Here is a 15318-nt window from a genome sequence, read left to right as displayed (position 1 = left end):
AACAATCCAAATTCAAACTCATGAAAATAAATATTTTATCTACAGCAAAAGCGGGACTCTTAGGAGCCGCACTATTAACAGGAACTTTAATAGGTTGTAGCAGTGACGATGATGCTACTTCTACTCCTACTCCACCTACGGGAGAACAATCTTTTTATAATGTTGTTTTTGGAGTTAGCTCTGAAGGGAACTCGGGAACATACGCACAAGCCTTAGAGAATATCTCGGAAGGAGAAATTTCTTTTAACGGAGAAGGTTTTGAGGTACCATCGGTACGTACGGCAAGAATCTACGGCTCTCCATCTGGAGATTTCTTATACAACCTAAGCTACGGTGGCGGAATGATTTATAAGTATAAAGTAAATGGTGGTGCTAATTATACCCAATTAGCAGAAACCAACGTACAAATTGCCATGGGAACTGCTTATCCAAGATGGACCGTGGTAAGCAAAGACAATGCTTTGGTGCACACCATCAATACAGAAAATCAGTATGATGAAAATGATACTTATACCTTTACCAAATCTGAAGCTATCCTACAAAATATAGGATTAGATGGAATGACTTTAGAAGAAAATAATACTTTAGAAATTCCGAGTTTTGAAGAGAATTACCACATCTGGAGAATAGACAATCCTACTATCAAAAACGGGAAAGCGTATTACGGAGTGGCTATGCGTCAATTTGATCCTGCTACTGGAGAAAATGTAAATCCAGAAACCTATAAAGCAACTACGATGGTAGTAGATTACCCATCCTTAGACAATGTAGAGTTTATCCAGTCTGAAAATGCTTTAGGATCTACTTACGGTTACCGTACACCTGTTTACCATTCTGATGAAGCAGGAGATATTTACCACCTTACGAGTAATCCTGCAAAAGTTTTAAAAATTGCTAATGGGGATTATGACAACGCATACCAATTAGATTTAGCACAAGCATTAGGAATGGAAGAAGTTGGAGCTAACGGTTGGTTCTATGTAGGAAACGGAATTGGGTATGTACCTTTTTATGATGCTACGTTAGGAAGAGATAAGGAGCAAGCGGCTTGGGGTGTTGCCAGAATTGATATTTATAATGGAACTGCGGTTAAACTTAATTTACCTGCTAACTTATGGATGTGGTATTACCAATCTGGAGTTGTAGGTAAAGACGGTAAATTCAATATGGCGATTACACCATTAGGACAGCAAGGAAATATTTACAAGTTTGATCCTACAAGTGCTTCTCCTGATGCTTTTGAAAAAGGAGCTGCCTTGGATAATGGTGCCGATTCGTTTTATTTAGGAGTTTATTAAGCCACTTGTCAGTTCGAGTGCTGATTTTTTGTAACGATAGTGAAGAAAAAACAGTGTATCGAGAACAGTTTACAAATACAAGACTTCTCGATACAATTCCGATAAAAAAATCGGAATCACTCGAAGTGACAGGAGTTTAAGCTGGCAATTCGAATACGCAAATAAAGTTTTAAAACAATTTACAATGAAAAAAATACTCAGTTTTAGTTTATTGCTACTCATTAGCATTGGTAGTTACGCACAAGAAAATATTTTTTGGGATGGCGATTTTTGGAATGCTAAAACCAGTGTAGAAGACGTAAAAAAGGAAATTAAAAATGGAAATGATCCCATTCAGGGTAATGCTGGTGGATTTGATGCGACGACCTATGCCATATTAAACCACGCACCTATAGAAACCGTAAAATACCTTCTAAGCCTAGAAGGAAATGACGTAAATAAACTCACGCACGATGAACGCACCTATCTTTTTTGGGCTGCCAATAGAGAAAATCTTCCGTTGGTAACGTATTTATTTCAAAAGGGAGCTAAAGCAGATGTATACGATAACCGTTTATACAGCCCGATTATGTTTGCGGCCAGAGGCGGAATTACCAATGCCAAGCTTTATGATGTACTCATCAAAAATGGCGTAGATGTAACGTATGCAAATCCTAAGGGAATCAATGTGCTTTTAGTCTTGGCAGGTAGTGTAGAAAATCTTCAAAATTTAGACTATTTTACCAAAAAGGGACTTTCTTTAAAACACACCGACAAGCAGGGTAAGAATATGATTGATTATGCTGCAGCTACCGGAAATCAGAAGTTAATCGAACAACTAATTAAAAAAGGCTTGTCTTATAAAGACACGAACAAAGATAAAACCAATGCTTTGTTAATGGCCGCTCAGCCTACGCGAGGAGAAGGGAATTCTCTAGAGTTCTTTACGCATTTAGTGGACCTAAAAATAAATCCGAAGCAAATAGATGAAGAAGGAAAGAATATATATCATTTAGTAGCGAGAAATAATAAGCAAAAGAATGTTTTAAGCTTGTTCACAGATTTTAATATAGATGTAAACGCTTTAGATAAAGATAAGAATACGCCCTTGATGTATGCCGCTTCTAAAAATACGCTAGAAAATGTACATTGGTTAGCGCAACGTACTAAAAATATCAATCAGCAGAACGCAGCAGGACAAACAGCACTTAGCTTAGCAGTAGAACAAAATAAAGCTGAGGTCGTCACTTATTTATTAGATCATAAAGCCGAGGCGCAAATAAAAGACGCTAAGGGAAACAATTTGGCAGCTTATTTGATTCAAGGCTATAGCAAAAGAAATGCAGAAGAATTCCATAAGAAATGGGAAGTGCTAGATGCAGCGAAAGTAGACTTTACCGCTACGCAAGAAAATGGCAATACGTTATTTCATTATGCGGCAGAAAAAGAAGATTTAGGGTTATTTAAGCGCATAAAAGAAGCCGGTGTAAATATCAATGCACAGAACGAGGAAGGTCTTAGTGTGTTACATAAAACAGCCTTAACCGCAAAAGACACCAAGTTGATGAGAGCCTTAATCGTGATGGGAGCCGATAAAAACTTAAAAACCGAGTTTGAAGAAAGCGCTTATGATCTTGCTCAAGAAAATGAGCTATTGGATGCGAACGAAATCAAGTTTTTAAAATAATAAATTATGAAGAAAGCAGCTTTAGTTTTATGTATGAGTATTTTCGGATTGATGGCTTTTACAACGCCACCAGCCGATAAATACAAATGTCTTGTACAATTAAAAAATTATGAAGGTGAAGGCGCTTATGTCGTGGTTTCTCTACTCGATGAAAAAGGAGAATATGTAGAAACTCTACAAGTAATGGGCGATGATCCTGAATGGTATAAAGACATTACCCAATGGTATGCGCATTTTCAGCAAAAAGAAGAGAAAATTGATGGCATTACTGGCGCAACGATTAGCGGCGGACAACGAGCGATTAAAGTCATTGAAATTCCTAGTGATAAAATAGATGCAGGATATAGCATTCGTTTCGAAACCGCTGTGGAAGATCAAGAGTATCATGCCAGTGATCTTCAATTCGAATTAAATGCGGCCAATCTAAAAGCTAAACAAGAAGGAACTGGATATATTAGGTATGTAAGAATGTTGAAGCAGTAATTCCTGTCACTTCGAGTGAAATTTGAGTAGCGATAGCGAATCAAGTTTTGTATCGAGAAGAGAGGTAATTAGCAAGACTTCTCGATACAATTTCCTCTTCACTTCGTTCTGGAAAAATCACTCGAAGTGACAGGAAGCTTAGACTAATTTAAAATTCAACGTCAGTACTTTTATGAGCCTATCCTTTTGGAGATATAGTCACTTAGCTTTAGCCATTAGCAGTTTTGCTTTTTTAATATTGGCGAGCCTTACGGGGATTGTTTTGGCTTTGGAGCCCATAAATATTCAGGCTCAAGACTATTCTTCTAATCAGCTGGACGAAATTTCTTTGGCAGAAGCTCTTCAGAATTTAAACAAAGAACACGACGAAGTTCTTTGGGTAGAAGTTGATAGAAATGATGTTTTTACCGCTTCGGTCATCAATGAAGCTGGTGATAACCAAGTCTTGTATATTCAGCCAGAAACCGGGAAAAGTCTGGGAGAGAAGCAAGATTCACATCCTGTTTTTCAGTTTGCCAAAACCTTGCACCGTTCTCTTTTCTTAAAATCTGTAGGCCGATTTTTTATAGGACTGGTGGCTTTTTTACTCTGTTTTATCGTCCTTAGCGGAATTGCGCTTACTATAAATCGTCAAGGCGGATTTAAAAATTTCTTTTCACCCATTATAAAAGATAGCTTTTATCCTTACTTCCACGTAGTTTTCGGTCGGTGGTTATTGATTCCTATTTTTATTATCAGTCTTAGCGGAGTCTATCTTAGCTTACAGCAATTCAGTATTATTCCGCAGCTAAAAGTTGAACAAAACTTTGATTCCGAAACACTGGAAGAACACTCCCAAGAAGAATTGGCTGATTTTTCTGTTTTTCAAGACCATAGTTTAGCCGACTTAAGACGTTTAGAATTTCCATTTTCTCCGTTTCCAGAAGATTATTTTACCTTACAATTACAACAAAAGGAAGTTATTGTAAATCAGTTTAACGGAGAAATCATCAGCAGTTATGAGTATCCGTTTTCTTCTTTGATTACGTATTACAGTTTCAAGCTGCATACAGGAGAAGGCAGTATTATTTGGTCTGTGGTGCTGCTTTTAGCCAGCATCGGAATCTTGTTTTTTATATTTTCTGGTTTTAAAATTATGTGGAAACGTCGCCGCAGTCGCATTCGCAATCATTATAAAAAAGAGGTTTGCAACTACGTGATTTTGGTAGGTTCTGAAGGTGGAACCACACTTAGTTTTGCTAATGCGCTTTACGCGGAATTGATTCGGCTTGGAAAGAAAGTATTTATTGCAGAAATGAGTGCTTATCAAAACTTTCCAGCGATGCAGCATCTCATTGTTATGACAGCTACATATGGAAACGGAGAAGCTCCAGCAAATGCCAAGAATTTTGATACGTTACTAGAAAAATATCCGCAGCAGCGAAATTTTAATTATGCTATTCTTGGTTTTGGCTCTAGAAGTTATCCAGATTTTTGTGCGTTCGCTTACCAAACAGAGACGCTCTTATATCAGTTAAAAGAAGCACAAGAAAGTTATCCTATCACCTGCATTAACAATCAATCTACAGAAGCTTTTACGCAATGGATGTTGGCTTGGGGAAAAAGAGAGCAGTTACCGCTAAGAGTTCCCAAAAATATTTTACAACCTAGAAAATTACAACAGCATCAGTTGGTGTGTAGTGAAAAAATAAGCCCCGATAAAAGCTTAGAAAACACCTTTTTAATTCAGTTAAAATCGAATCAAAAACTCAAGTTTAAGTCGGGAGATTTATTGTCTATTGTGGCTAAAGAAGACGACCGCGAGCGCTTGTATTCGATTGGAAAACTCAATAAAAATGAAATGATTTTGGCGGTAAAACGCCGCGAAAAAGGGGTAGTTTCTAATTTGCTTCATCAGTTAAACGAATCCCAAAGCATTAGTGCGGGCATTGTAAAAAATAAAGCTTTTCACTTACCCAAACGCAGCAAGCAAGTAATTATGATCGCCACGGGCACGGGAATAGGTCCGTTTCTAGGAATGATGATTCAAAACAAGCATAAAGACTTGCATTTATATTGGGGCGGACGTACCCGAGAGACTTTTTCTCCTTATACGGATCACGTTGAAAACGCACTCACAGATAAAAAACTGACTAGCCTTAAATTGGCATTTTCTAGAGAAGAACAGGAAGAGAAAACTTATGTGCAAGAGCTATTAATGCAAGACGCAGTATTTATCGCCGAAGCTTTAAAAAACAAAACGGTGTTTATGATTTGCGGTTCAATAGTGATGCAAGAAGCGGTTTTACACGCTTTGAATAAAATTGGTCTCATCCACAATCAAAAAGCTTTGTGTTATTACGAACACCGCAAGCAGTTGAAGATAGATTGTTATTAGGTTGATGGCTGAAAATATCAAACCGAAAAATGCTAAATATAAAAGGGTAAAAAATATCAAACCGAAAAACTGCAAAATATAAAACGATAATTTACACGTTAAATTATCGACAGTTTACCAACTTAAGCCTGAGTTTCTAAATTTCAAGCTCCAGAGGAGCGATACATCCATAGCCACATCGTGGCGGAATAAATCATAAAAGCAAAGCCCCAAAACTTCGGGGTATCCAAAACCGTATGACCAGAGCGTTTCAGAATACATAAAATTCTCCTTTTTAGAAAAATCATAATTTATTTAAAGGTTCGACATGTTTTGGCGAACCTTGTAGTTAATTTTAGAATTTACCCGTTATGGCAGGATATAAATTACTGAGACGCTTAGAGATCATCATTCATATATTGGATGCTTATCCTTATACCTCTAAAGAAGATTTAAAACATAAACTCGAAAGAGATTATGAGCTTCAGCTGACCAATAGAACTTTGGAGCGAGATTTTAAAGCCTTAGAAACCGACTTTAGTATTGGATTGCAGTATGATGCTTCTAAAAACGGTTATGTGCTCGATAAGCAAGACCGAAAAAGAATTCAGTCTTTTTTTAAATACGTAGAGCTCGTTCATTTGGGAGAACTATTTAAAGAAAGCTTGGAAGATTTTGAGTTGCTAAGAGAAAAAGTGGTTTTAGAAGACAGTGCTAAATTTAAAGGCATACAGCACATAAAACCTTTACTATTGGCCATTAAAAAGCGAAAAGCAATCGCTTTTGTATATGAGAACTATACGCATAAAACCCTTAATTCTTATAAAATTTTCCCGTTACAAATTAGAGAATATGCCAATAGATGGTATGTAATTGGTGTGCCACGAGGAGAAGATCACATACGTACTTTTGGACTGGATAGAATGCAACAGCTCCAATCTAAAGAAGAGGTACATCACCATCTAGAAAGTTATGAAACCCAACTGCAAAAATTTCACAGCGTAGTAGGTTTAAATTATAACGCCGCAGAAAAGGTAGAACGTGTCTTGTTAGCGGTTACGCTTAGGCAATTTAAATACTTAAACAGCCTACCCTTACATCACAGTCAGTTTCTAGCACATAAAAGAGAAGATGGGCGTATGGAATTATCTTACCATGTAATTCCGAATTACGAATTAAAAATGCAACTCTTAAAAATGGGACCAGAAATAGAAATTTTGCAACCTTCTTGGTTGCGAAAAGAGATAAAAACGAGTTTACAAGACAATTTAAAACAATATAAACATGAAAAATAAGAATAAACGAGAGCACTTAAGCCACTTTAGTATTTCTGGATTTACCTATTATGACGGAGTATTGGCTTTTAATGAATTAGAAATAGGTACAGCCCTTCGCTTAGAGGCAGAACCCGAAAACAAATATGATGCTCGGGCCGTAGCCATCTATTTTAAAGATCATAAACTGGGCTTTGTGCCTAGAAGTGAAAACCGCATTATCTATAAATTACTTGAAGTAGGCTTTTCAAATTTTGATGTTCGGGTGCAGCAATTAGATCAACAGACGCATCCCGAAGCTCAGGTTGGAGTGGTAGTGCATTTGGTGGGATAAAAATAGATTTAATCTCGAGCAGTAAACTTAAAACTTTACAGAAATAAAAATGCCCCGAAGAAAGTCGAGGCGGCTTAAATGTTTTCACAACGGAATAATCCTTATTGTGAATTGATTTCAAATTGTTAAACAAACTTAACTAAAAGATCTTAAATAATAACTAAGCTCCAAACTCTCATCGTTTAAAGCAATATCATTTTTAATATCGTTTAAATCAAAATAACCAATACTGTTGATATCAAAATAACAAATATCAAGTATCCTTGGTGCCTGTAAATTAGATAAAGGAACTAAATTAGGACTTTCATTACTTATTATTTGAAAGCTATAAACCAAATTACAACCTCCATCATTATTTTCTACACGAACAAAAAGTGTTTCCGGATTTGTTGCACTTTGATACTGAAGAGGTAGAGGGTTGCTAGCATCACTAATTTCTGGATTTACATTAAAATAAGTAAATACTAAATCATCAATGGGGTTAATTTGCATTTGATTGGAGACTTGCTCTAAGTCAAAAACAGTAGCGTTATTATCTGAACACTTTATTACATCCTCGGGTAAATTTACATTTGGATCATTAGAAATTATAATATCTAACAAAACAATATCATACTCTCCAGTATATGAGTTTTCTATTTTTATATAGATAGTTTGCCCTCCAGGTATTGTATTTGTCCAATTACCATCTATCGCATTTAAACTATTTTCTGCATCATTTAAGCTAAGGTATGAAGAGGTGTCAAACACAATTGCTTCATGCAATCCAGCAGCGCCATACCATAGATCTTCTGGATTAGGATTTTGAATAATGGTTGAAAATGTAAAGTCTGTCAAGTTGATTTTAAATAATTTATTAGGTGTTACCCCATAAAGTTCGCCCAACTCTGAAGCTAAACCGAAAGTATCATAAGGCAATTCTCCTAAATCTACATGCGAAATATAATCTCTATCACTGTTTACAGTTACTTCATACAATCTATAATTATTAACTGATAATTTCCAAGAAACATATATTTTATCATTTAACAACACAAAATCACCACCTGAACTCCCTATTTCAAAATCATGCCACAACTCAAAATTTGACAAACTCGTATCGTCTACGTTAAATCTATGCACATAAGATTCTGAACCGTAGCCTGCATATAAATTATCTAAATCATCAAAAGAAAGCGCATTTATATCGTAAATAGAATTATTATATTGATCCATAATACAATCGGGATCAATCCTAGCAATAAATTCTCCACAACTAAATACTTGTTGATTTGAGTTGACAGCTATATCCGTAAAAAGTCCGTTGAAATCGCATGAAGTTGAAATGTATGGATCATTAGATGGTGAATGAACAGAATGAATATTACCGTTTGATGTTGAAATTAATATTTGCTCTAAAAAATAATCATTCTCTATGCCTATAGTTTGCAAAACATCAGCTTCCATTTCTTGCACATTGATAGAGATGTAACCATCACGATCTTCATCACAAAAATTAACTTCTAAATTTTGATATGCAAGTCTTTCAGAAGAAATTGAGTTTTGAGAACAAACTATATCTGTCCCTAAGATTACTGAAAGTAATAAAAAAATAAATTTAGTTGAGATGGCTTTCATCCAGTAATTGTAAAAGAATTAAGGTAACTTATAATAAACCCGATTATTATTTTGATTGCTATTTAAGACAACTATTCCCATAAATACTCCTACGGAAATATCTAAGAAAATTTTGGGTCTAGAAGTGACGCAAAACGCATTGTAATTACAATCACCTCTAAAAAATGTTGTAAAATATCAAATAAAAATACTCCCAATGCTTCGGAATGAGAGCAATTTACAATAATTATCAAAACAGTACTTCACCAAACTCCACAAAAAAACCGCATTGAAAAATGCGGCTTTGTTTGCTCCTCTTCTTGGGCTCGAACCAAGGACCCTCTGATTAACAGTCAGATGCTCTAACCAACTGAGCTAAAGAGGAGTTTATGTCTTTCGCTTTGCATATGATTGCTTAGCGGATGCAAATATAAGCGCTTTTTTAATTTGCGCAAACATTTTTTCAAATTTTTTTACTCAAATAACCATCTGTACACATCATTTCCGTTAGCAAACAACACTAAAGCAATTAAAATGAAAAATCCTACCACTTGAGCATACTCCATAAATTTCTCATTAGGCTTTCTTCCGCTAATCATTTCATACAATAAAAACATCACGTGTCCCCCATCTAAAGCAGGGATTGGTAAAATGTTCATAAAGGCCAAAATCATGGAGATAAGCGCTGTCGTTCCCCAAAAAGCCCTCCAGTCCCAAGCGTCTGGGAAAAGATTACCAATGGCACCAAAACCACCTACTTGCGTAGCTCCTTTCTTGGTAAATACATATTTAAACTGCGCTGCATAATCATGCAAGGTCCAATAGCCGTAATCAAAACCTTTCGAGATACTCTCTCCAATGCTATATTCTCTTGTTTGAATGTTAATTGGTTTTGCTTTAGGAAATACCCCAAACAATTTCTCATCATCTAAGGTAAAAGGGATTTCTTTTTTACTCCCATTGCGCATCACCGTTAAACTACCGCTTAAAGACTCTAAGTCGGCTTTACTTTTTTGAAATTCATGCCATTTGGTAATGGGCTTTTCATTAAATGCAATAACCTCATCCCCCTTTCTTAGATCTATTTGCTGAGCTATAGAATTTTCGGTAACAGAATCTATGGTAGTAGAAGCCATTCTGCTAAAGGGTTTCATATGACCCGCCTTAAACAACTGTAAACCAATATCTTCTGGTACACTAAGCTCTTCTTCAGATCCATCTTGGTGCAACACTTTTACCGTTTCTACACTACGCACCATAAAATGCTGACTAATCGCCATCTGATTTTCAAAAGCTTCTCCGTTCACTTCTAAAATTCGGTCTCCGTCTTCAAACCCGTATTCATGCAAAGGTTCCGCTACGGCAAAACCGTCTGGAATATCCTCTTTAGTTACAAAATCACTTCCCCAAACAAACAACACCATCATATAGATAAAAAATCCTAACAAGATGTTTACCGTCACTCCGCCCAACATAATGATAAGACGCTGCCACGCGGGTTTACTTCTAAACTCCCACGGCTGCGGCGGCTGTGCCATTTGTTCCTTATCCATACTCTCATCTATCATCCCGGCTATTTTCACATATCCGCCTAGAGGCAACCATCCAATTCCGTATTCGGTTTCTCCTATTTTCTTTTTCAGAAGTGAAAATTTTACATCAAAAAACAAGTAGAATTTCTCTACCCGCGTTTTAAAAAGTTTTGCAGGTATAAAGTGTCCCAATTCGTGCAGGACAATTAAAAATGATAAGCTTAATAATAATTGTATCGCTTTTATCGCAAATGGACTCATAATCGTAATTCTTAATCCCTTAGGGAAGGTTTAATTCTTCGAGGTTCTCCTGCGCTGTAAGGTGGGGCTCTTCTCGAAAACTTAAAATAGTTTTTAATTTATACCTCCTATTTGTAGGCAGGTTCTTGATTTATAAAATCGCACAAAAGTAATCTTTTCTTTCCGCTTACAAAAACACAGCCATGCATTCCTTCGTGTTAAAACTATAGAAATTTAAAAATTATTAATATTCTTTGGGCGTTTAGGGCAAAAAAGCCCTACCAGGCTATCCGTTATATCTTTTCTTCCGCAAAAGCGTCATAAAAGGATGCCACTGCTATCCTTAACGCAAAACAAAAACCTCAACTCACTTCATGCTCTCGGCCAAAGACTGTATTTTTGTACTACTTAAAATTATAATTGATCATGTTACAGTTTTTTGCCAAATTCAAATACTTAGCTATTGTACTCTTGGTGCTTTCGGCCATCATCGTTACCCTCATCTACCAACAACTTAAACCCGCACCAAACCTGTCTATTTATCAACCCAATATGGTAAATACAGAGCTGGTAGATTCTACCATGCAATATGTGCGGAAATACCATAAAATAGCCGACTTTAAGCTCATCAACCAAAACGGAGATACCATTACTCAAGAAGATTACACCGATAAAATTTATATAGCCGACTTCTTTTTTACCACCTGCCAAACCATTTGTCCTGTTATGACAGACCATATGAAGAAAATTCAAGACGAATTTAAAGATGATGACGAAGTGCTTTTGCTTTCTCATACCGTAACTCCAGAAATTGATAGCGTACCTCAACTTAAAAAATACGCAAGAAAGAAAGGAGTTATCGATGAAAAATGGAATTTAGTCACCGGCGATAAAAAACAAATCTACGAACTCGCTCGTAAATCTTACTTCGTGGTAAAAAGCCAAGGTAGCGGCGGTCCTTACGATATGATTCATACAGAGAATTTTGCACTTATAGACAATGAGCGTCGCATTAGAAAGTTTTATGATGGTACAGATCCAGATGCTATTGATGAATTAATCGAAGATATTGCTACGCTCAAAAAAATTCAGAGCGGCCAAAATTAAGGATTTAACGATAATGGTTTTACTAGTTCGTTTTTTTCTTTTACTTTTGCTTGTTTAAATTCAATCTAAATAAACTTTGAAAGTAACCATAGCCGATTTAAAACGTGGACAACACGGAATCATCAAAGAGTTTACCGATGAATCTATCCCTCTAAAGCTTTTAGAAATGGGTTGCTTACCTGGTAACGACGTAGAATTGGTACAAATAGCTCCTTTTAAAGATCCCCTCTACCTTAATATCAACGGAAGCCACTTGGCGATACGAAGGGAAACCGCTATAAAAATAGAAATTGATTTGATAGAATAACATGGCAAAACAAATAAATGTTGCTCTTATAGGAAACCCAAATACGGGTAAAACTTCTGTATTTAATCACCTCACAGGCCTTAATCAACAAGTTGGGAACTACCCTGGCATCACTGTAGAGAAAAAAGAAGGAGTTTGTAAACTTCCGCGCAATTTAAAAGCCCATATTATTGATTTGCCAGGAACCTATAGCCTTAATGCTTCGTCTTTGGATGAGAATTTGGTGATAGAGCTCCTGCTTAATAAAAATGATAAAGATTATCCAGATGTTGCTGCAGTAATCAGCGATGTCGAAAATCTAAAAAGGAATTTACTTTTATTCACTCAAATTAAAGATTTGGGCATTCCTACCATCTTGGTCATTAATATGGCAGATCGTATGGAACGCAAGGGCATCAGCATAGATATTCCTATGCTCGAGAAAAAGCTAAACACTAAAATAGCTTTGGTGAGTTCTCGTAAAAAAACAGGGATTGAAAACTTAAAGGAACTCATCATCAACCACAGTAGAATTTCTACAGAGCCATGTTTAAACGCTTCTTCCATAGATCCCGAATATTTTGGGCGTCTTAGAAAAGCTTTTCCTAACCAATCTCTTTACAAGCTTTGGTTGGTAATTACTCAAGATGTTAATTTTGGAAATCTTAACCGAAAGGAACTCAATGCTTCCCCAGATTTTAGCCTTAAAAAGGAAAGTGAACTTAAAAGACTTCAGCAAAAAGAAACCATAAAGCGCTATCAATTTATTAACGCCGCGCTTAAAGAAACGCTTACTAAAGATCTTAATGCCGCAACAGATTTACGTGCAAAGCTAGACCGCGTTCTCACTCATAAGGTTTGGGGATACGTGATTTTCTTTTCTATCTTGTTGCTCATTTTTCAGGTGATTTACGATTGGTCTAGCTATCCCATGGATTTTATTGATATGGCTTTTGTGCAGCTGAGTGAATGGTCCAAAGATGTACTTCCCGCCGGGGTTTTCACCAATCTTATTTCTGAAGGGATTATCCCAGGACTTGGAGGTGTAGTTATTTTTATTCCGCAAATCGCATTCCTGTTCCTCTTTATATCGCTTCTTGAAGAAAGTGGTTATATGAGCCGAGTGGTATTTTTGATGGATAAAGTCATGAAACGTTTTGGCCTTAGCGGAAAAAGTGTTGTTCCCTTAGTTTCTGGTACCGCGTGTGCGATTCCTGCCGTGATGGCCACCCGAAATATTGAAGATTGGAAAGAACGCCTCATTACTATTCTAGTGGTTCCTTTTACCACCTGTTCGGCTAGATTGCCAGTGTACCTCATTATTATTGCCTTAGTAATTCCCGACGAACGATTTTTAGGAATTTTTAATTACCAAGGTTTAACCTTAATGCTGCTTTATCTTATTGGTTTTGGGATGTCTATTTTCTCGGCTTGGATCCTAAATAAGATTATGAACTTAAAAAGCAAAAGCTATTTTGTGATCGAAATGCCAGATTATAAGCTGCCTTTATTTAAAAATGTAGCTATTAATGTCGTAGAGAAAACTAAAGCATTTGTTTTTGGCGCTGGTAAAATTATTCTAGCCATCTCTATTGTTTTATGGGTTTTGGCTAGTTACGGGCCTGGAGAAGAGTTTAATAATGCCGAGGCTATAGTCACTCAAACGTATGGAACTGAACTATCTCAACAAGATTTTAACAAGCATGTGGCCTCTGTAAAGTTAGAGAATTCTTATATTGGAATTATGGGTAAAGCCATAGAACCTGCCGTTGCTCCTTTGGGTTACGATTGGAAAATTGGCATAGCCATTGTAAGTTCTTTCGCAGCAAGAGAGGTGTTTGTAGGTACCTTAGCTACCATTTATAGTGTAGGAAGTGACGACGAACAAACCATAAAAAATAGAATGGCTGCAGAGGTAAATCCTATCCTAGGCGGACCGCTATTTACATTTGCTAGCGGGATAAGCTTGCTGCTCTTTTATGCTTTTGCCATGCAATGTATGAGTACTTTGGCGATTGTAAAAAAAGAAACGAACTCTTGGAAATGGCCAACATTGCAATTGGTAATTATGACAGCTATTGCCTATATAGCAGCCTTGGTAGCTTTCCAAGTTTTAAAATAGATAGTGTATATCCGTTTGTTTGACTAAATAAAAACAACAATGTCACATCGAGCGGAGTCGAGATGCATTCTATCTTTTGCTACTAGATTGAAGAAGATAAACATCTATTCTAGTGCCTAAAATTGATGTTTATAAATAAAGTGGAGCAGGTTCGTGAGAACTATGTAGATGGATTTACAAGCAGTGCTCCAAAGTAATTACCTCTCAAAGAGGGATAAATACCAAATTAACAATGTAATGTTGCATTTAAACTCGTTTTCTGTACGGCATTATAAAATTAAGATGGAATAAATAGAGAAATTATGTTACAAGAAATTTTAGTTATCCTTACTTTTCTAATCGCTCTTATCTACTTGTTTACTAAGCTTATTTGGACTCCACCCTTTCTTAAAAAGAAGGTAAAATCTGGTGCTTGCGGCAGTGATTCTAGTGGGTGCGGATGTTCTTAACCTCTCTTTTTTCTTTAGATAAATGCTCTGTGATTTGCAGAGAATAGTCTAAGTTTTCTTTTTCTGAAGAAGTTGGATACGGATTCAGTTGATATATATAAACACTTTTCGTGTTGGTAATCGCCACTTCTATAGGCTCTTTTTTTAGCTGATTTGCCTTAAAAGTAACCTCTTTTTGCCCTATTTCTTTACCGTCTTTACACCACATCACCACAACTTTGGCTTGCCCTGGCCAAACGCAATCTACGCCCGTGGGGCAACGAGAATCTTCAGTTACTTTTATAAAGTCGAAACTAAAATCTTTGTGCACTTGCAAAGATTTTCCCATTTCTAATTTCTTTACAATAATTGGTGGTGTTGTTTTTTGCTGAGCTTGTGCTGCGAAACTTAAACTTATAACCACAATAAAAAGAAGTATTTTTTTCATAGCCCTAAAGATAGAAATAATTTTAGAGCCATGCGACATTGCAAAAAAAGATCTCATTAACTTCTTTGCGTTTTGCGTTTTGCGTTTTGCGTTTTGCGTTTTGCGTTTTGCGTTTTGCGTTTTGCGTTTTGCGTTTTGCGTTTTGCGT

The 15318-nt window shown here is 36.3% G+C and carries 12 protein-coding genes and 1 tRNA gene; 9 read left to right on the top strand and 4 right to left on the bottom strand.

What is annotated here, in order from left to right; translation table 11 throughout:
- Positions 1-20 precede the first annotated feature (20 nt).
- The 6 genes from RLT85_RS07370 (at position 21) to RLT85_RS07345 (ending at position 7411) form a co-directional block, all read left to right on the top strand.
- On the top strand, positions 21-1298 hold the full coding sequence (locus RLT85_RS07370) for a DUF4374 domain-containing protein (RefSeq protein WP_311401386.1): 1278 nt from the start codon (positions 21-23) through the stop codon (positions 1296-1298).
- Positions 1299-1482: 184 nt separating this feature from the next.
- Positions 1483-2964, top strand: a complete 1482-nt coding sequence (locus RLT85_RS07365; RefSeq protein WP_311401385.1) for an ankyrin repeat domain-containing protein — start codon at positions 1483-1485, stop codon at positions 2962-2964.
- Between the two features lie 6 nt (positions 2965-2970).
- Positions 2971-3447, top strand: coding sequence for a DUF2271 domain-containing protein (locus RLT85_RS07360; protein WP_311401384.1), 477 nt, complete (start codon positions 2971-2973; stop codon positions 3445-3447).
- 172 nt (positions 3448-3619) lie between these two features.
- Entirely contained in the window at positions 3620-5824 is a 2205-nt protein-coding gene (locus tag RLT85_RS07355) for a PepSY domain-containing protein (protein ID WP_311401383.1), read from the top strand.
- Between the two features lie 350 nt (positions 5825-6174).
- On the top strand, positions 6175-7098 hold the full coding sequence (locus tag RLT85_RS07350; protein ID WP_311401382.1) for a helix-turn-helix transcriptional regulator: 924 nt from the start codon (positions 6175-6177) through the stop codon (positions 7096-7098).
- Positions 7088-7411, top strand: a complete 324-nt coding sequence (locus tag RLT85_RS07345) for an HIRAN domain-containing protein (RefSeq protein ID WP_311401381.1) — start codon at positions 7088-7090, stop codon at positions 7409-7411. The genes RLT85_RS07350 and RLT85_RS07345 overlap by 11 nt, the downstream gene beginning before the upstream one ends.
- Before the next feature lie 135 nt (positions 7412-7546).
- Here the strand turns inward: RLT85_RS07345 and RLT85_RS07340 are convergent, their stop codons facing one another.
- The 3 genes from RLT85_RS07340 to rseP all read right to left on the bottom strand — a co-directional run bounded on the left by RLT85_RS07340 (position 7547) and on the right by rseP (position 10800).
- On the bottom strand, positions 7547-9028 hold the full coding sequence (locus RLT85_RS07340) for an FIDD domain-containing protein (protein ID WP_311401380.1): 1482 nt from the start codon (positions 9026-9028) through the stop codon (positions 7547-7549).
- 290 nt (positions 9029-9318) lie between these two features.
- Positions 9319-9392 (bottom strand) — tRNA-Asn (locus RLT85_RS07335).
- Positions 9393-9480: 88 nt separating this feature from the next.
- Entirely contained in the window at positions 9481-10800 is a 1320-nt protein-coding gene (gene rseP, locus RLT85_RS07330) for an RIP metalloprotease RseP (protein WP_311401379.1), read from the bottom strand.
- Between the two features lie 405 nt (positions 10801-11205).
- Here rseP and RLT85_RS07325 point away from each other — a divergent pair, with 405 nt between their 5' ends.
- From RLT85_RS07325 to feoB, 3 genes are all read left to right on the top strand, one after another.
- Positions 11206-11886, top strand: coding sequence for an SCO family protein (locus RLT85_RS07325; protein WP_311401378.1), 681 nt, complete (start codon positions 11206-11208; stop codon positions 11884-11886).
- A 76-nt stretch (positions 11887-11962) separates the two neighbouring features.
- The gene (locus RLT85_RS07320; protein WP_311401377.1) at positions 11963-12193 is read left to right on the top strand and encodes a FeoA family protein; all 231 of its coding nucleotides are present in this window, start codon (positions 11963-11965) and stop codon (positions 12191-12193) included.
- A gap of 1 nt (position 12194) precedes the next feature.
- The gene (gene feoB / locus RLT85_RS07315; RefSeq protein ID WP_311401376.1) at positions 12195-14294 is read left to right on the top strand and encodes a ferrous iron transport protein B; all 2100 of its coding nucleotides are present in this window, start codon (positions 12195-12197) and stop codon (positions 14292-14294) included.
- A gap of 426 nt (positions 14295-14720) precedes the next feature.
- Here the strand turns inward: feoB and RLT85_RS07310 are convergent, their stop codons facing one another.
- Entirely contained in the window at positions 14721-15170 is a 450-nt protein-coding gene (locus RLT85_RS07310; protein ID WP_311401375.1) for a hypothetical protein, read from the bottom strand.
- Positions 15171-15318 lie beyond the last annotated feature (148 nt).

This window comes from Mesonia ostreae, assembly GCF_031845265.1.
Classification (GTDB): Bacteria; Bacteroidota; Bacteroidia; order Flavobacteriales; family Flavobacteriaceae; genus Mesonia; species Mesonia ostreae.
Note: the sequence above shows the minus strand (reverse complement) of the source record. Positions and strands in the feature narration are given on the sequence as shown.

Bases quoted from the DNA above. Each gene is read 5' to 3' on its own strand.
- RLT85_RS07340 (WP_311401380.1), bottom strand. From the start codon at position 9,028: ATGAAAGCCATCTCAACTAAATTTATTTTTTTATTACTTTCAGTAATC.
- RLT85_RS07360 (WP_311401384.1), top strand. From the start codon at position 2,971: ATGAAGAAAGCAGCTTTAGTTTTATGTATGAGTATTTTCGGATTGATG.
- RLT85_RS07365 (WP_311401385.1), top strand. From the start codon at position 1,483: ATGAAAAAAATACTCAGTTTTAGTTTATTGCTACTCATTAGCATTGGT.
- RLT85_RS07310 (WP_311401375.1), bottom strand. From the start codon at position 15,170: ATGAAAAAAATACTTCTTTTTATTGTGGTTATAAGTTTAAGTTTCGCA.
- RLT85_RS07355 (WP_311401383.1), top strand. From the start codon at position 3,620: ATGAGCCTATCCTTTTGGAGATATAGTCACTTAGCTTTAGCCATTAGC.
- RLT85_RS07350 (WP_311401382.1), top strand. From the start codon at position 6,175: ATGGCAGGATATAAATTACTGAGACGCTTAGAGATCATCATTCATATA.
- RLT85_RS07370 (WP_311401386.1), top strand. From the start codon at position 21: ATGAAAATAAATATTTTATCTACAGCAAAAGCGGGACTCTTAGGAGCC.
- feoB (WP_311401376.1), top strand. From the start codon at position 12,195: ATGGCAAAACAAATAAATGTTGCTCTTATAGGAAACCCAAATACGGGT.
- RLT85_RS07325 (WP_311401378.1), top strand. From the start codon at position 11,206: ATGTTACAGTTTTTTGCCAAATTCAAATACTTAGCTATTGTACTCTTG.
- rseP (WP_311401379.1), bottom strand. From the start codon at position 10,800: ATGAGTCCATTTGCGATAAAAGCGATACAATTATTATTAAGCTTATCA.
- RLT85_RS07345 (WP_311401381.1), top strand. From the start codon at position 7,088: ATGAAAAATAAGAATAAACGAGAGCACTTAAGCCACTTTAGTATTTCT.